This window comes from Micromonospora craniellae, from assembly GCF_014764405.1.
In the GTDB taxonomy this organism is placed as follows: Bacteria; Actinomycetota; Actinomycetes; order Mycobacteriales; family Micromonosporaceae; genus Micromonospora; species Micromonospora craniellae.
The window spans coordinates 2,465,948-2,483,161 of record NZ_CP061725.1 but is presented as its reverse complement, the minus strand read 5'-3'; the positions used below and the strand labels follow the sequence as shown (position 1 = coordinate 2,483,161).

Annotated in this window: 15 protein-coding genes; 3 read left to right on the top strand and 12 right to left on the bottom strand. The window is 71.6% G+C overall.

Going from position 1 to position 17,214, the window contains the following annotated elements; translation table 11 throughout:
• Positions 1-12: 12 nt before the first annotated feature.
• Positions 13-1,245 carry a type VII secretion-associated serine protease mycosin gene (mycP, locus tag ID554_RS11005; RefSeq protein ID WP_117229676.1) on the bottom strand — a complete coding sequence of 411 codons (1,233 nt, stop codon included), beginning with the start codon at positions 1,243-1,245 and terminating at the stop codon, positions 13-15.
• A gap of 151 nt (positions 1,246-1,396) precedes the next feature.
• Between mycP and ID554_RS11000 the strand changes: the two genes are divergently transcribed.
• Together ID554_RS11000 and ID554_RS10995 are read left to right on the top strand one after the other, a co-directional pair.
• Complete coding sequence (locus tag ID554_RS11000; RefSeq protein WP_223884534.1) at positions 1,397-4,450, top strand: SseB family protein; 3,054 nt, start codon at positions 1,397-1,399, stop codon at positions 4,448-4,450.
• Positions 4,447-4,812: a hypothetical protein gene (locus ID554_RS10995; protein WP_117229677.1), complete on the top strand. Its 366-nt coding sequence runs from the start codon at positions 4,447-4,449 to the stop codon at positions 4,810-4,812. The genes ID554_RS11000 and ID554_RS10995 overlap by 4 nt, the downstream gene beginning before the upstream one ends.
• Before the next feature lie 8 nt (positions 4,813-4,820).
• On the opposite strand, the gene ID554_RS10990 is transcribed toward ID554_RS10995, so the two are convergent.
• Both ID554_RS10990 and acs read right to left on the bottom strand, forming a co-directional pair.
• Complete coding sequence (locus tag ID554_RS10990; protein WP_117229678.1) at positions 4,821-5,753, bottom strand: alpha/beta fold hydrolase; 933 nt, start codon at positions 5,751-5,753, stop codon at positions 4,821-4,823.
• 193 nt (positions 5,754-5,946) lie between these two features.
• Complete coding sequence (gene acs, locus ID554_RS10985; RefSeq protein ID WP_117229679.1) at positions 5,947-7,941, bottom strand: acetate--CoA ligase; 1,995 nt, start codon at positions 7,939-7,941, stop codon at positions 5,947-5,949.
• A 245-nt stretch (positions 7,942-8,186) separates the two neighbouring features.
• On the opposite strand from acs, the gene ID554_RS10980 reads away from it, so the two are divergent.
• A complete protein-coding gene (locus ID554_RS10980) occupies positions 8,187-8,933 on the top strand; it encodes an oxidoreductase (protein ID WP_117229680.1) in 747 nt (248 codons plus the stop codon).
• A gap of 20 nt (positions 8,934-8,953) precedes the next feature.
• Here ID554_RS10980 and ID554_RS10975 read toward each other — a convergent pair whose 3' ends face one another.
• The 9 genes from ID554_RS10975 to ID554_RS10935 form a co-directional block, all read right to left on the bottom strand.
• Positions 8,954-9,757, bottom strand: coding sequence for an HAD family hydrolase (locus ID554_RS10975; RefSeq protein ID WP_117229681.1), 804 nt, complete (start codon positions 9,755-9,757; stop codon positions 8,954-8,956).
• A 172-nt stretch (positions 9,758-9,929) separates the two neighbouring features.
• Positions 9,930-11,363 carry a tyrosine-type recombinase/integrase gene (locus ID554_RS31545; protein WP_223884533.1) on the bottom strand — a complete coding sequence of 478 codons (1,434 nt, stop codon included), beginning with the start codon at positions 11,361-11,363 and terminating at the stop codon, positions 9,930-9,932.
• Positions 11,360-11,653 (bottom strand): helix-turn-helix domain-containing protein, encoded by a 294-nt coding sequence (locus ID554_RS10965; protein ID WP_223884532.1) that lies wholly within the window; start codon positions 11,651-11,653, stop codon positions 11,360-11,362. Before ID554_RS10965 ends, ID554_RS31545 begins: the two co-directional genes overlap by 4 nt.
• A gap of 19 nt (positions 11,654-11,672) precedes the next feature.
• Positions 11,673-13,469, bottom strand: coding sequence for a replication initiator (locus tag ID554_RS10960; protein ID WP_117229683.1), 1,797 nt, complete (start codon positions 13,467-13,469; stop codon positions 11,673-11,675).
• Positions 13,466-14,119, bottom strand: a complete 654-nt coding sequence (locus tag ID554_RS10955) for a DUF2637 domain-containing protein (RefSeq protein ID WP_117229684.1) — start codon at positions 14,117-14,119, stop codon at positions 13,466-13,468. The genes ID554_RS10960 and ID554_RS10955 overlap by 4 nt, the downstream gene beginning before the upstream one ends.
• On the bottom strand, positions 14,116-15,498 hold the full coding sequence (locus ID554_RS10950; RefSeq protein ID WP_223884531.1) for an FtsK/SpoIIIE domain-containing protein: 1,383 nt from the start codon (positions 15,496-15,498) through the stop codon (positions 14,116-14,118). The genes ID554_RS10955 and ID554_RS10950 overlap by 4 nt, the downstream gene beginning before the upstream one ends.
• A gap of 38 nt (positions 15,499-15,536) precedes the next feature.
• Positions 15,537-15,842 carry a hypothetical protein gene (locus tag ID554_RS10945; protein ID WP_117229686.1) on the bottom strand — a complete coding sequence of 102 codons (306 nt, stop codon included), beginning with the start codon at positions 15,840-15,842 and terminating at the stop codon, positions 15,537-15,539.
• Positions 15,843-15,938: 96 nt separating this feature from the next.
• Positions 15,939-16,367, bottom strand: a complete 429-nt coding sequence (locus ID554_RS10940; RefSeq protein ID WP_191088780.1) for a hypothetical protein — start codon at positions 16,365-16,367, stop codon at positions 15,939-15,941.
• Between the two features lie 115 nt (positions 16,368-16,482).
• Complete coding sequence (locus ID554_RS10935; RefSeq protein WP_117229688.1) at positions 16,483-17,214, bottom strand: GntR family transcriptional regulator; 732 nt, start codon at positions 17,212-17,214, stop codon at positions 16,483-16,485.

The window sequence follows — 17,214 nt, the reverse complement described above, 5'->3', positions numbered from 1 at the left end:
TGTGCCGTCGGTTCAGCGGGGGTCGGCGGAGCGCCACCGCCGCCGGACGCCCTGCGGAACCACGACGGCGGCCAGCACGACGACGGTCACCGCCAGCAGCCCGGCGGCGGCGAACAGGAGCGCGCGTTCGCGCACGGCGTCCCGGCGGGTCTGCTGCGCCACCCGTGCCGGGTCCGTCCGTTCCGCGTCCAACCCGACCGCCGGTCGAGCGCGTGGCGTCGTGACGCCCGCCTCGGTGACCGCCCGGTACGGATTGAGCACTCCCGCGCCGTAGCCGTCGCCGGGAGCCGGGTCGGCGGTCGCGAGGATCCGCCGGGCCACCTCGGCGGCGGTCAGATCCGGGCGGTACTGGCGCACCAGCGCGGCGGTCGCGGCCACGAAGGGCGCGGCATAGCTGGTCCCCTCGGCCCGTTGGTGGCCGCGCCCGGGTGCGGCGATCAGCACGTCGGCGCCGGGCGCGACCAGGTCGACGTAGGGGCCGATCTGGGAGAACCCGGCCCGTGCCCCGTCGGCGCCGATCGCGCCGACCCCGATCACCGGCTCGTACCCGGCGGGGTAGGGGCGCGGATCGCCCTCGCCGTGCAGGTTGCCGGCGGCGGCCACCACGACCACGTCCCGGGTGACCGCGTAGGCGATGGCCGCCCGCACCTGCGGCCGGTCGGCGTACAGCGTCACGGACAGGTTGATTACGTCGGCGCCGTTGTCGACCGCCCAGCGGATCGCCGTGGCGAACTCCTCTGGAGCGACCGTACGCCCCGATCCCCGGCCGTCCACGACCTGCTGTTCGCTCACCCGCACCGGCAGGATCCGGGCGTTCGGAGCCAGGCCCTGGAAGGCGACGTCCCCGTGCGGGGCCGCGGCGATGATGCTGGCCACGCCGGTGCCGTGGCCGACGCAGTCCCGGGTGCCGTCACCGCCGGGGTCGAGCAGATCGATGCCGTCGAGCACCCGACCGGCGAGCTGCGGATGACGGCGATCCACGCCCGAGTCGACCACCGCGACGATCACCCCGGACCCGTTCGCCAGCGGCGACAGCCGCGTCGGAGCGTACCGCTCCTGCGGCCAGGGCACGGTGGCCACCGGCCGGGCCGGTGCCGGCGGCGCGGCACAGCCCGGTGCGGCCGGAAGCTCCGGGAACCCGGCCGTCGCAGGTCGCGTGGCCGAGGCGGGTGCCGCTGTCATCGGCCCGGCCAGCAGGGCGGCGGCCACACCCGCGAGGAGTGGGCGCGGGACGTACCGGGACATCGACCGCCTCCGTATCGTGTCGACACCGGAACGGGATGTTAGCGCCCCTCGACGAACCGGGCGGACCGGCGACGGCCTGGCATTGTGATCTTGTGGACACCTTGTAGGTTGTAAGCGATACCTATGGCATTGCCCGGGAGGAGGGGTGGCCGTGACCGACTGGGTGCCGGCCACCGAGGCCGAGGCGGCGATGCGGGACGCGCTGCGCGGCCACGACCAGCAGTCGTACTTCCGCGTCCTGTCCCGGGTCGAGCTGCTGTTGCCGATCTCCGCGCAGCCCGTTCCGGGTCAGGTGCCAGCCGGTTGGGGCACCTGGACGACCGGTGGCCGCACCCACGTGTTGGCGTTCACCTCGGCCGAGGCGATGCGGTCCTGTCTCGGTGACCACGCCGGGCCCAGCCGGCGCTCCGGGTACGCGGAGTTGGCCGCCGGCTGGCCCAACCACGAGTGGTGGCTGGCCGTCAATCCCGGTCTGCCGATCGAGGGCTACCTGCCCGCCTGGTACGTCTCCCAGCTGTCCCGTGGCGACGTGCGGCTGCCCGGACGCACGGTCGGTGCGCGGGCCCGGTTGGAACGGGTGGAGGCGCTCAACCGTTCGCGTGACGCCCGGGCGCAGAGCACCCCGCCCGCTCCGGCGAGCCCCCCACGGTCGCCCGGCGGCGGCCCGGGGCCTTCGGCCTCGCCGCAACCGGTGGCCCCGGCGGCCTTCCAACTGCCCGAGTCCCCGGTGGCGGCGCCCGGCACGGTGGCCGGGCCACATCATCAGCAGCCCGGCGGCGGATCGTCGGGCCTACCGGACCCGGGTTGGGGTACCCCGGCCGCCCCGGAACGCGGTGCGAGCCAGGAGACTCTCGGGAGCAGGCTCAGTGCCGTCGGCGGCGGTCGGGTGGAGGGGCCGGGCGGTCCGTCACCGCGTCGACCGACACCGGCACCCGGCGAGGAGTCTGTGACCGGCGGTCCCGCCTGGCCGAGTGCTCCCGAACGGGCCGGCCCGCCGTCCAACGGCCGGCCCGACACCGGCAGCGGCCAGACGCCCCGCAGGTCCTTCTTCGAGCCGTCGAACTCCCGTACCGGCCAGCGCGCCGACCGGCTGGCCGACCGGGCGACACCTCCGTCCCGGCTGGCTTCCCGGGGCGGGCAGCCGTTCCCCCGACGGGGAGCGGCCGGTGATCCGTCCGCCGAAGGAAAGACCCGCGCCTTCGACTTCACCGGTGCCGAGTCGGGCACCCGCCCCGAACCGGGTGGTCTCGCCGGCAGCAGCGACCCCACCGAGGCGTTGCCCCCTCGCGGGCCGGCGGAGCCCACGGAGGAGCTGTCGGCCGCGGAACCGGTCTCCGGCCCGCCCGCGCCCCGCCGTGGCTTCACCCCGATCGTCATCGAGGGCACCATCATCGAGGCCCGCGACCTCAGCTCGGTCGACGCCGCCCCGTCCCGTCCCGAGCACCGGCCGCACGAGTCCGCCACCTTCCCGAGCACCGAACCGACCGTGCGTGTCCCGCAGGTCGAGGCGGAACCGACGGTACGGGTCCCGGTGCCGGAGGCGGAGCCGACCGTGCGAGTTCCGTTGGCGGAGCCGACTGCGCACGTTCCGCTGGTGGAGACGGAGCCCACGACGTGGGTGCCCACGGTTGGAGCCGAACCGACCGCGCCGCTTTCCTCAGTCGAGCCGGGGACAACGGCGTGGATCCCGACGGTGGAGGCCGAGCCGACAGTCGAGGTGCCGACGGGCGAGGCGGAGCCGACAGTGCGCGTCCCGGTGCCTGGGGCAGAGCCGACCGCGCCGGTTCCGTTGGTGGAAGCCGAGCCGACCGCGTGGGTGCCGACGGTGACGGCGGACCCGACCGGGTGGATCCCGACGGTCGGGTCCGAGCCGACCGCTGAGGTGCCGTTGCCGGACGCCGAGCCGACCGCTGAGGTGCCGTTGCCGGACGCCGAGCCGACCGCTGAGGTGCCGTTGCCGGACGCCGAGCCGACCGCTGAGGTGCCGTCGGTCGGGTCCGAGCCGACCGTGCCGATCCTGGAGACGACACCAGAGTCGGCGATCGACACCGAGGTGATCAACCCGCCGACGTCGCCCACGTTCGCGGAGGCCGGGACATCCGGGTCGGGCGACGGATCCGAGCCGACGGTGGAGAGCCCGACGGTGGAGAGCCCGACGGTGGAGAGCCCGGCGGCGAGCGCCTCGACCGCCGTACCGGACGCGGCGTCCCCCGCCACGCCGTCGGCCGCCACGTTCACGCCGGCCAACGAGGTCGAGGTGAACCTGCTGGAGGCGGCGGAGGCCGGCAGCACCGATACGTTCCTGTCCACGCTGCTGCTGGCCCGGGTCCTCATGCCGATGGCGGCCGACTCCGTCGCGGGCACCCGGCCCGGCGACCCGGGCTTCGTCTGGCCCACCGTGCAACTGGACGGCCAGACCTTCGTGGTGGCGTACACCTCGCCGCAGCGGCTCGCCGACCACACCGATCCGGCCGCCGCCGAGACGCTCCAGGTCCGCTTCGTCCAGCTGATCCGTCGATGGCCGGACACGTCGTGGTCGTTCGCAGTCAATCCGGGTACGCCGGTGGGCGCCAAGCTGCCTGGTGAGCAGATCGTCGGACTGGCCAACTGGGCCGCCGAGTTGGGGCTCGGTGACGACCCGGAGCGGGAGACCGAGTCGGCGGGTGAGCCGGTCGTGTCGTCCAGCGACCCACGGGAGGCTGCACCGGTCGTCGACCCGGCGCGGCCGATCGTGATGCAGAAGGCGATCGCACCCAGCCAGCTCGGCTACTACCTGGAGCGTGGCTACGACCGGGTCTCCGGTTTCGTGCACCGGGCCGGTGAGCTGGCCCATCTCGACACACCGGCCAGGTTGTACGGTGCGCTCGGCCTGAACCATCCCGAGTCGCCCTTCGCGGCCGACGCCGAGCAGATCTACGTGCTGCGGTGGCCGGCGTACCGGCCGAGCCTCTACCGGATCCCGTACGGCGGGCAGAACGAGGCCGCCATGCGGGCGATGGAGGGCTGGGTGATCGAGCGTCCACCGTTCCGGGGCAACGGTTTCGCCCCCGGCGAGAGTTCCGACGTGGTGGCCGAGTTCAAGGTGGACAGCGTCCGGCTGCCGCACGGCGCACAACTGCTGCGTATCGGCGCGGACGGCAGCGAACGGCTGGTCGCCGTGCTCGACACCGACACGCTCGCCTGGCGGCAGGTCGGTGAGCGGTGATGCGCGACGGCTACGTGGCCCGCTGGCGCGGCCGGGAATACCAGGCCAGCCCGGACGGCGGCGAGATCCGGCTCTACCGGCCGGAGGCGGCCGACGGCTTCGAGGAGGTCCGCTCCGGCCGCTACGTCCGGGTGGTCCCGGCGGCAGAGGTCGAGGAGTTGGCGTACGTCCGGACGACCTGCACTTGGCAGGGGCAGCCGTTCATCGTGCTCGCCGTGCACGACGGATGGCTGCGGGTCGAGTACACCGGTGGCCGGTGGCCGGTCGCCCAGGCGATGCGCCTGGAGACCTTCGACTTCGGGGTCTATCAGGGCTGGGTGCCTGTAGGTGAGGTCACCGACGTCCGCGAACAGCGGATCTGAGCACCGCCTCAGGACTTCGTCCAGCGCAGGATCTCGCCCAGCACCAGCTCCGGCGACTCCAGGTGCGGAAAGTGCCCGATGTCGTCCAGCAGCCGCCACTCGTACGGTGCGCTGACGTAGCGTCCCGACCCCTGCGCGGTACGCGCCAACGAGGCCACGTCCAGCGCCCCGTGCAGTTGCAGGGTGGGGGTGACCAACGGGCGCTGCATCAGCTTGACGAACCGGTACCCGTGCAGCCGCAGCACCGACCGGAACGCCCACCGGTAACCCTCCAGCGCGCAGAACGCGGCCTGCGGGATCCGCATCGCCTCCCGGTAGCGGCTGGCGTACCCGGCGAACTCCGGGCCGCTCACCCAGCGGGGACCGCCCCAACGGCGCAGGATCTCCTCCACCGCCCGTGCGTCGTCCCGGGTGAGGACGTGCTCGTAGCGGGGTAGCTGGAACCTCAGCGCGGGTGTGGACGCGGCGAACTGGCCACGCGGGTCGGCGAAGATCGCGGCGCGTAGCCGCAGCGGGTGCGGTGCGCCGAGCACCACCAGCCGGCGGACCAGGTTGGGGTGGAACGACGCCACCGTCCAGGCGATCATGCCGCCGGCACCGGCGCCGACCACGGTCGCCGAGCGTTCGCCCAACGCGCGGATCAGGCCAGCCACGTCGGCGGCGAGGGTGTAGCCGTCGTACCCCCGGGGTGGTTTGTCGCTGGCGCCGTAGCCGCGCAGGTCGACGGCGACGGCGCGGAAACCGGCGTCGGCGACCGCCGGCAGCATCCGCTGCCAGGCCCACCAGTGCTCGGGAAAGCCGTGCAGGAAGAGCACCATCGGACCGGTGCCCGCCTCCACGACGTGGAACCGGCTGCCGTTGGCGCCGACGAACCGATGCGTCCATGGCCCCTCGGTGAGGACGCAGGATTCGTCGATGGCATCGCCGCGCTGCTCGGTCATGACCGACAGCCTATGACCTCGCCGCCGCCGACCCGGGTGGGCCGACCGGCCCCCCCCGGGACCGGCAGGGGCGACGCGGTCGGTGTCGTGGTCGGGCAACTCCGGGTGCCGCTTCGTCCGCGCAGGTCCGGACAGACATCGACGGGTGGCGGTCCGCGTCGGACCGCCACCCGTCGAGTGGTACGCCTGTCCGTCAGTCCTCGTCGGACTTGCCCCCGCTCATGCCGGAGGCGATCAGGTCCATCACCGACGAGTCCTGCAACGTGGTGACGTCACCCAGCGAACGGTTCTCTGCCACGTCCCGCAGCAGTCGCCGCATGATCTTGCCGGAGCGGGTCTTCGGCAGCTCCGGCACCAACATGATCTGTCGCGGCTTGGCGATCGGGCCGAGCGTCTTCGCCACGTGGTTACGCAGGTCGGCGATGAGCTGCTCGCCGGCCTCACCCGCGGTGTCGATGCTGCCGCGCGGGATCGCGAACGCCACGATCGCCTGTCCGGTGGTCGGGTCGGTGGCGCCGACCACCGCCGCCTCCGCCACCGACGGATGCGACACCAGCGCCGATTCCACCTCCGTGGTGGAGATGTTGTGCCCGGAGACCAACATGACGTCGTCCACCCGGCCGAGCAGCCAGAGGTGCCCGTCGTCGTCCTTCTTCGCCCCGTCACCGGCGAAGTAGATCCACGGGTCGTCGGCGTTGCCGCTCACCCCCGCCCCGAAACGGGACCAGTACGTCTCGATGAACCGGTTGTCGTCGCCCCAGATGGTGCGCAGCATCGACGGCCACGGCTCACGCAGCACCAGGTAACCACCGCCGCCGTTGGGCACCGACTGGCCCTGGTCGTCCACCACGTCGGCGTTCACACCCGGCAGCGGCGTCATCGCCGAACCCGGCTTCGCGGCGGTCACCCCGGGTAGCGGCGAGATCATCATGGCGCCGGTCTCGGTCTGCCACCAGGTGTCCACGATCGGCAGTTCGCCCCGCCCGACGTGCTGCCTGTACCACATCCAGGCCTCGGGGTTGATCGGCTCACCGACGCTGCCGAGCAGGCGGAGCGTGGAGAGGCTGTACTCGGCGGGGATCTCGTCGCCCCACTTCATCATGGTGCGGATCAACGTCGGTGCCGTGTAGAGGATGGTCACGCCGTACCTGTCGACGATCTCCCAGAAGCGGCCCTTGTGCGGGGTGTCCGGGGTGCCCTCGTACATGACCTGACTGACGCCGTTGGAGAGCGGGCCGTACACGATGTAGGAGTGGCCGGTCACCCAACCGATGTCCGCGGTGCACCAGTAGACGTCGCTCTCCGGCTTCAGGTCGAAGACCGCGTGCGAGGTGTACGACGTCTGGGTCAGGTAGCCGCCGGTGGTGTGCAGGATGCCCTTCGGGCGGGCCGTGGTGCCGCTGGTGTACAGGATGAACAGCGGGTGCTCGGCGTCGAACGGCTGCGCGGCGTGCTCGGTCGACGCCTGCTCCACCGTCTCGTGCCACCAGTGGTCCCGCTCCGACCAGCCGACCTGCTCGCCGGTACGCCGTACCACCAGCACGTGCTCCACCGACGGGCAGTTCGCCACCGCGTCGTCCACGGTCGGCTTGAGCGCCGAGGGCTTGCCCCGGCGGTACCCGCCGTCGGCGGTGATCACGACCTTGGCCGAGGCATCCTGGATCCGGTTGGTCAGCGACTCGGCGGAGAAACCGCCGAAGACCACGCTGTGCGTCGCGCCGATCCGGGCGCAGGCCAGCATCGCGACCGCCGCTTCCGGGATCATCGGCAGGTAGATCGCCACCCGGTCACCGGCGACCACCCCCAGGTCGGTGAGGGCGTTCGCCGCCTGGCACGTCATCCGGTGCAGGTCGGCGTAGGTGATGGTCCGGGTGTCGCCCGGCTCGCCCTCCCAGTGGATCGCCACCCTGTCGCCCCGGCCCGCCTCGACGTGCCGGTCCAGACAGTTGTACGCCACGTTGAGCTGCCCGCCGACGAACCACTTGGCGAACGGCGGGGTCGACCAGTCCAACACCTGGTCCCACTGCTTCGCCCAGGTCAGGCGTCCGGCCTGGCGCTCCCAGAAGGCCAGCCGGTCGGTCTGCGCCTCGATGTACGCGTCCGCGGTGACGTTGGCGGCGGCGGCGAGTTCGGCTGGCGGCGGGAACTGGCGCGTCTCGTTCAGCAGATTGGCCAATGCCTCGCTCATGCGGTGACTCCTCGTCGCTCGGGGTGACCTGCCTCTCTTCCGGGCAGGTTAGCCGGGGCGGGCGGCCCAGGCGACCGATCCCGCCCGCCCTCGTCGCCCAACGGCCCCTCCCACGCGCCGAGATGTAAGGAAGGGCACCTTATTAACGCCTCGTGCATAGGAAGGGTCCCTTGCTAACACCTGCGGAACCCCCGCCGCCGCCGACTCGTGCCCGGCGCGGATCGCCGGGTCGATAGCGTGACGGGGTGACCGCCGACCCGCTCGCGCCGCTACTCGACCTCGCCGACGTCGCCGACGCCGTCGCGCGCGCCCGCGCCCGATTCGACCAGGCACTCGGCCACCGCGCGCTGCGCCGTCACGGCGGCCAGGTCGCGGCCGAGGTCGGCCTGCGGTCCGCGGTGGCCAGCGCCGGCCTGGAAGGCCGGCCCCACGAGCGTGAGGCGGTACGCGCCGGCACCGTCACCGAACCGGTCCTCCAAGGCGCTCTGCGCGTCGCCGGAGCGCTGCCCGGGCTGACCGACCTCTGGCCGAGAGCGCCCCGGCAGGCCCTCGCGAAGCTGCACGTACTCGCCGCCCGCGACATCGTGGACCAGCCCGACCTGGGCCGCCCGGTCGACGACCCGGTGGTCGCCGCCCGCCTCGACGCCCTGGCCGCGTTGGTGGCCGGCGGCACCAAGGTCACCCCTATGGTGCTGGCCGCCGTGGTGCACGGGGAACTACTCAACCTGCGCCCCTTTGCCGGCCCCTCCAGCGTGGTGGCCCGGGGCGCGGCCCGCCTGGTGCTGCTCGCCAGCGGCGTCGACCCACGCGGCCTGCTGCCGGTCGACGTCGGGCACCGGGAACGCGAGCCGGAGTACGTCGGAGCGGCCGGCGCCTTCGCCACCGGGACGCCGGACGGGCTCCGCTCGTGGCTCCGCCACTACATGTCCGCCGTCGAGGTGGGCGCCGAACAGCTCACCGCCATCGGCGACGAGGTCCTGGCCGCCGCCTGACGCGGCACTGCGGGCGAGGATCAGGCGGAGCTTGCGGCGCGGGTCCGGCGGTGCCGGCCGTACCAGGCGATGCCGATCGCCACCCCGACACCCACGCCGAGCGCGGCCGCGGCCACCGGGACGCCGGGTCGCTCCCGCAGCCGCCGACCCAGCGGGATCGGGTGCCGGAACTCCAGCACCGGCCAGGCGTTCTCCACCGCGAGCTTGCGCAACTGCCGATCCGGGTTGACCACGCTCGGATGCCCCACGCACTCCAACAACGGCCGATCCGTGTACGAGTCGGAGTAGGCGTACGAGTCGGCCAGGTCGTACCCGCGCGCCTCGGCCAACTCGCTGACCGCCTCGACCTTGCTCGGACCGGCCGCGTAGAACTCGACCTCGCCGCTGTACCGCCCGTTCACCACACCCATCCGGGTGGCGATCACGTCGGTGACCCCGAGCAGCACGCCGATCGGGCGGACCATCTCCTCGCCGGAGGCGGAGACCAGCACCACGTCCCGCCCGGCGGCCTGGTGCTCCTCGATGAGGGCGGCGGCCTCGGCGTACACGTAGGGGTTGATCAACTCGTGCAATGTCTCCGCGACGATCTGGCGGACCTGCTCCACCTGCCATCCCTTGCACAGGGCGGCGAGGTAGTCCCTGGTCCTGGCCATGGTCTGCTCGTCGGTGCCGCCCAGCCGGAACATCAGCTGCGCGTACGCCGACTTGACCACGTCACGCCGGGTGATCAAACCGTCCCGGTAGAACGGCCGACCGAACGCCAGGGCGCTCGACTTGGCGATGACGGTCTTGTCCAGATCGAAGAAAGCGGCACTTCGGCCCACGGCGCGAAAGTCTAGCCCGATGGTCTATCGTCGTCGGATGCCCGGGGGCCAAGGACCGTGCGGACCTGCGGGTCGACCTCCACGGCGCCTGCGAAGCGTGACTGCGGTCACACTCTGCGAAAAGGAATCTGCGGGGAGTGGAGGCTACACCACTCGACGTACACAGGTCCGCTCAGGCAGACTTGTTCGCAGGACGAGTATTCACATCTCGTACAACCGGCAGACTCTCGGCGGTTGCACCCCCCGTGACCGCTGAGCGGGTTCGGCTCGACCCCCCCGGAGCCGAACCTCCGACGACCCCCGTCTCCCCCCGACGGGGGTCGTCCCTTTCCCCTTCCACCGCAGGCCCAGGTGAGAGCGTCTCTCCCGAGTCGGCCAGGCCGGAGGGCGGGTGGAAAGTCAGCGAATCGTCAGCGAACGTCAGCCGGACCCGGTCGGCGTAGTCCTCGGGCGTGTGGGTGTACCGGTCCAGCGTCGTGGACGCCTTCTCGTGTCCCACTACGCGCCGCACCACGTTGACCGGCACCCCGTCCGTCACCAGCCACGTGATGTACGAGTGCCGAAGATCGTGGAACCGCAGCCCGCCGACCGCCGACGCCGCCGCCTGAGCCACGGCCGCCGCCTCCGTCGTGAACTCCGCCCGCCACTCCCGGCCGTTGCGTTCCGGCCACGACGCGACCCACCGGCCCGGCGCGACTTCGGACACGCGGCCGAGCAGCCCGGCCCGCACCAGCGACGGCAGCCACACCCGCCGCCGGAAGTTCGACCGCCGTTGCGGTCCGCCGTCCCGGTCGGCGAAGACCAACGCCCGCCCGTCCGGCACCGCCGCGCCACGCCGCCGACGCAGCTCGTCAACGAGGAAGGGCGGCATCGGCACCGTCCGCACGCCGGCCCGACTCTTCGGGTACGCCCGCAGCACGATTCCGCTGTGTGTCTCCACCGCCACCTGGGCGACATGCAGCAGCCCACGTTCGAGGTCGACCGCCTCCCACGGCAGGCCGGCGCACTCGCCCCAGCGCAACCCCGCCCCGGCGGCGGCACACACGATCGCTCGATGCTCAGCCGGGACAGCGGGCAGCAGCCGGCGGAAGAACGCCTCTCGACTGATCATGGTCGAACGAACCTCGACCCCCCGGTTGCGAGGCACCCGCACCCCTTCGCAGGGGTTCACCGCGATGACCCGCGCCCGGATTGCTGTCTGCATGATCATCGAGAGCATCCCGAGGTGCTTCGCCGTGGTCGACGGTGCCAGAGTGCGACCGAGGATGGTCACCCACTCCTGCACTGCCAGGTGGTCGATGCGCGCCAACGGCCAGTCCGCCCACTGCGGCAGCAGATGCGCCCGCAGCATCGATTCCGTCCGCTCAGCCGTGCGCGCCTCCACCGATCGCCCGGCCAACCATCGGACCACGAACTCACCGAACCGCACCTTGCCCGCGTGTGGATCGACGTACGTGCCCTTGTTCAGAGCACCCTCGACCTCGGCGAGGTAGGCGTTCGCCTCCTTCTTCGTGCGGAAAGTCTTCGCCTTCTGCCGATTCGCCGAGTCCCGCCAGTTCGCGCGGTACGTCCCAGCCGGCGTCTTGCTGACGAAGCCCACGGTCACCAGCCCCCGCGCGCCGCGTCGGTGCCGGTTGCCGAAAGCTCGCCGGACGCACCATCCAGCCAGGCGTGGAAGCGGTTACGCGGAACCACCCAGCGCCGCCCCAGCCGCTCAGCGGGAACCTGCCCCGCCCGGACCAGGGCATAGGCGGAACTGACCGACAGGGACAGCATCACGGCCACTTCCTTGACCGTGTACACAGCCCGCACCGGCCGAGGTTGATCGTCGACGGGGGCGAGGTTGCCTGCACGAGCCCCGGGCTGCCGGGACGCGAACGGCACGACGATGGACAAGACTTCCTCCTGAGGGGTTTCAGGCCGCGAGCGCGGTGGGTCGATCGGTTGCCGAAACGGCTCCGGCTGTTCGTTGTCGTGCGTTGTCGAGGTCTGCCCGCCATCGGATGCGTGTGGAGATGGCGCGTAGGAGTCGGTGTTCCAGTGGTGGGACGTCGGGGTCTTCGGGTCGGGCGAGTTCGAACCGGTAGCGGTTTGGCCCGTCTGCCTCGTCGGCCGCCTGGTCGTGTTCTTCGGTGTCGGCCATGCCGCCCGCGAGGATGGCTCGGACCCAGGCCCGGTTGTCCGCGCGGTGGTCGGCGAGGGTTTTGCCGGACCATTGGCGGGAGACGAGGACGCGGCGGCCGGTGAAGCCGAGGGTGGAGCGTTGGTGGACCTTCCCGGTGCACCGCCCGGGGGTCAAGCCCGCCTTGACGCCATCCGGTTGTACTCCGTACAGCAGCCAGTTGGCACAGGTCGGCGAGCACGGCAGCACGGACAGTTCCGCGTGGAGGCGGTCGAAGTGTGCCTTCTGCGCGTCGGTGCGTGGCTTGGCCTGGTCTGTCAGGTCTTTGGTGACGTACTTGGTCACGTAGCGGATGGACCGCTCCGCGTCCTTGGTGCCCTGCTCGATGCCGCGTGCGTCGATGCGGCCGAGCCTGGCGACGTAGGCGGGCCGAGCGTTGGGTTCCTCCAGGGCGTCGAGCGCTTCACCCCACGTGGGCAGCGGCTCGCGCGTCTTCGGGTCGACGTATGCCTGTTGGTCGACGTCCCAGACCGGCGGCTTGTCCACCCGGTAGACGGGTTCGTTGAAGGCCGGCCACCACACCTGGTGATACGTCGCTGCGGCGATCTGCTTGAGCAGCCGACGCGGGAGGGTGCCTCGGATCGCGAAGTGCGCGTGTGGGGCGAGACGGCGTTGCAGTTCGACGGCTCCGGCGTATTGGACGTTCCAGCCGGCGGCCCGGCGCACGTTCTGCCACCACCGGTCGAGGACCCGGGCGAAGTGGATCGCGTCGAGGGCGGCCCGGCGGTAGTCATACGTGGTGGGATCGACCGGGGTGCCGAGCACGTCGTCATACGGCCCGTGTCGCTGTCCGCACTCGCACGGGGCGACGTAGGGGCCGCGCCGCAGGTGGGAGTGCACCGGCCCATGGGAACCGAGCGTCAGGGTGACGAGCATCGACGGCCGGTGCGTCTTGCCGGTCTTCCCGGAGTAGGCCCGCCCGACAGTGCGCGGGTCGACGGGCAGCCGGGGCAGGTCGGGTGAGTCCTGACGCCGCCGGGTGGACCGTTTGCGGCGTGGCCGGTCGTCGCGGTCCTTCGGGGTGAGGTGCCCGCGCAGGCTCGTCTCTGCGAGTGCCTCGTCTAGTTCGGCGATGGCGGCGTCTATCTCGGCCAGGTGGGCGACGCGTTCGTCCGGGGTCATCGGCTGGTACTGCACCGCTTCCCGCTCGAACTCCAGATGCGCCCGCACCCGCACCAGCGCGAGTACGTCTTCCCCCGGCTCGTCGGGGCGGACGGCGGGTTCGTCGGTGAGGTGCCAGCCTTCCCTAATCTGCTGGATCCGCAGCCGCCGGCCCCGCTCCGCACACGGCTTGCACTTGACGGCGAGGGTGGCGCCGCAGGGCACCTCCACGACCTCGGTCACGCCCGTGGCGATGTCGGTGCGGCGGAGGGCGAGGGGTCGGACGCAGACGCCGTTCTGTTCGGCGAGCTGCTTGAGCGCGTCCTTGGCGAGCGGCTTGCGCAGTCGGTCGGCCCGCGACCCCGGCCGAGGCCGCTCGACAGTGTCGGTGGTCGGGGTTGTGGTGGGGATGAGTTCGAGTTGGCTCACCGGTCACCCTCCGACCCGGCGGGGGTGCCGTTGCGTGGGGTGAATGCCGCCGCAGGGACGGGCACCAGCCCGGGACGCCGCTCGATCGACGGCACCGGCCGAAGGACCGCCGGGCGAAGCTGCTCCTCGTCGGTAGCCCGAACGACGGTCGTCGCCTGGTCGTCGTTGGCGGGCACCGGCACCGGCACCGGCACCGGCAGCGCGTTGCTTCCGGTCGGCTCGTCAGCGCGTCGCTCGTCATCCGGCTTGGTGACGGGCGTCGGGGCGGGTGCGGTGGAGAAGACGAGCTTTGACAGGCCGAGGAACGCCAGTGCGGGGACGGCGGACAGGAGCCAGCCGGACAGGCCCGGCTTGGCCACGGCGAGTTGCGCGGCCAGGGACAGCGAGACGGCGCAGACGAGCAGAAACATCGGGTACCCGATCGGCCCGCCGGTGCGGCGGCGTTGCCGGATGGTCAGCAACGCGGCCAGGGGCAGGAGTTCGGAGATGGCGGCGTTGGCCCAGCCGAACCAGTCCCCCGTACCGGCCGGAGAGTTCGCCATCGTCCAGTCATGCACATGCGTGAACGACGCCGCTCCGGCGAGCCCGCCAACGACGAGGACGATGAGGACCAGGACCACGCCCTCTATCCGTTGCGCGGTGGTCTTCACGCCGTCGCCTCCTTCTCATTGGCGGTGTGGTCGAGGTGGCGGTAGGTGCGGCCGAGGGAGCGGATGTCGTCGTCGGTGAGGTAGGCGAACCGGACCCGGACGGGTTCCCGGACCCCGTCGAGGACGACGAACCCCACCCCCGGTGAGGTCTCGGGGATGCGGTCGCAGAGGGCGCCTCGGTCACGGGCGGCGTCGCCGAGGACCATGTCCACCTGCTCCGGCTCGGTCAGCCGCAGCCCGATGCGGGTCGGGAACAGATCCCGGAACGGCAGCACGTCCTTACGCGGGTCCTGCAACGCCGCGATGACGTGCACCCCGACCGCGCGGCCCTGGGAGAGCAGGAGACCGAGGGATTCCTTGATCCGGTCCCGGACCTTCCGATCCGTGATGTACGCGGTCAACGCCGCCAGCTCATCGATGACCAGGACCAGCAACGGTTCCTCCACCGTCGGCACATGCTGACGCGTCACACCCCGCAGCCGGGACGCGCGTAGCCGCATGCGTTTCACGGCTTCGTCGAGGACGCCGGCCATGCCGTCGGGGTCGTCGTAGGCGAACCGGGCGAACAGCGGCACCCCCGCCGCCAGCTCCATGCCGCCCTTCGGGTCGAACGCCCACACCTCCACCAACCCCGACCGCACACCGCCGGCCAGGGACCGGATGAGCGACCACAACACCGAGCCCTTGCCCGCCCCAGTCGCCCCCGCGATCAACACATGCGAGCCCGCCAACCGCAGCCGATACGGCTCACCGTCCTCCCGCACCCCGAGCGGCAGCCCGCCCAGGTCCGGCGTGTCCGCCACCGGCAGCGGCGCCACGACACCGGCAAGCGGGTCGCGGCGCATGAACCGGACCACCACCCGGTCAGGACGGCCGGTGGAACGGGCCTGCCCGGTGTGCTGCCGGAACGCATACGCGAGACGCTCCGCCGCCTGACCCCAGTCATCGGGAATCTGGCCCGGCAGCATGCGCACGGTCAGCTCATCGCCCCACCAGTCACAGCGCACCCGGAGCAGCCGGGGCACGTACCGGTCACCGCCAAACACGGTCGCCAGGCCGCAGGTAGCCATGACCGACGCCCACCGAGGCCGGTACACCACGAGCGCACGGATCCGAGCCACGAGCGGGTACCAGCCGAACCGCAGCCACGAAACCGGGTGCCATCGCCACCAGCCCAAGCAGCCGGCCGCCACGGTGGTGACGACGCCCGCCAGGACCAGCCCACCGAACTCGGCCCGCACCCACAGCGCGAGACCCGCAGGCAGGCTGAGCCACCAGTAGCGGACGGCCAAGACAATGAGGCGGAACAGGCCCCGGGCCAGCCACCAGAACACCAGCAGCCAGCCCGGCACCCGCCACGCCGGAAGACGCACATTCATCGGCGCTACCGGGATCTTGTCCCCCGGAATGATATTGATCAGAGGCACACGCCACCGCCCTGACCACGACGGCCACGGCCACGACCGAGGGTGGTGATGCAGGGCCGGCAGGACATGCGCCGCAGGTCGAACCGGCGCGGCTTCACCCACCGCGAACAACGCGGGCAACGAATCGCGTAGACCACGCCGGAAGCCGGCGGCAGCCGCAGCACCGACCGGACCGCTGCCTCCACCTCCCGCACCGCGTGCCGCACGTCGGCCACGCGAGTACGGACCACTACGAGTAAGGCCCCGACCAACAGCGGCACGGCCGCGATCAGGGCAGGGTGAACTACGGTGGGCATCACGCCCTCCTTCAACAGACGAGGGATGGGAGAGCGCGGGACGGGCCGGGACTCTTGGCGGGGAAACGACCCGCCCCGCGCGCCAAACAGGAACGGTCAGGCAGCCGCCGAACCCGGCGCCGACGACGCCGGCCGCAACGCCGTCGCCCGCAGCGAATACGCCATCCGCGAGCGGCAGTCACCCGACGAGCGGCCCGGCTTGCACCGCTGCGAATCCACATACGGCGTCAACGTCAGGCCCTCGAACTCCACCGCAGGCGGGTAACCCGGCACCGTGGACGGCGGCGGCACCGGCTGCTGCGCGGCCACCACCTTCACCTTCACCTCAGTGGAGCGGCCGAACTTCCCGGCCTCCGGGTCAAGGTCCATCACCCGCACCACCCACACCCGCTCCCCGGACTCCTTATCCCGCGCCTGGTTGTCCGCCTCACCGCGACGCTCGAAGTCGATCTGCGGCGACACACCCAGGCACAGCGCCCCGGCGGGGAAGACGTACTCGGACGGGACCGGCACCTTCAACGTCATCGGAACCAACGCACGACCTCCAGAGCCATGAAGCCAACTCAACCAGTTGACTTGTTAAGTTGCGTCAAAAGTAGATGCGGTCAACTCGACTTGTCAAGTGATGTATCGAACGGCGTCAGTCGAGCGGATAGACGTCTTCGAGATCGTGTCGACGGGCCGGCAGCAGCAGATCCACGGCCAGCAGCGGAGTGCCGGAGCGGTCGCAGACGGACAGCAACACCGTCAGAACCGGATCGCCCTCGCTGACCTGCAAGAGCTTGGCCTCATCGGCGTCAGGGAGACGCGCCGAGATCCGTTCGCTCACGTGGTCGAAGCGCACCCGCTTGCGCGACGCGACATGCCGGAGCAGCCCCTCCGGGAGCACGTCGCTACCGCCGACGCCCGTGCCGTCGGCCAGGTCGGCAGGAAGGAAGGCGGTACCGAGTTCTACCGGTCCGAGCCCGTCAACGGTGATCACTCGGCGTCGCGCGACGACTGGCGTTCCGGGCTCGATCCCGAGCGCTACCGCTGCCCTGGAGGGGGCGGGCACCTCGCCGGCAGCGAGCAAAGTGGAGCCGGCTCGTTCGTCGTCCTCCAGGACTGCGAAGCGGCGTTCGCGCTGTCGCTGGTCGGCCCCACCGGGCCGGCCGAGGGAGAAGCGCCCCTTGCCTTGTCGACTTTCGATCCAGCCGTCCTGACGCAGCAGGTCCAGCGCCCTGACGACGACCGGCCTCGACGCGCGGAACTCCCGCACCAGATCGGTCTCACTGGGCAGCATCGAGCCGGGCGGGTACGTGCCGTCCTCAATGCGTTGCTGCATCGCGTTGACGATCACGACGTACTTCGGCGGCGCAACTTCGATCGGCAC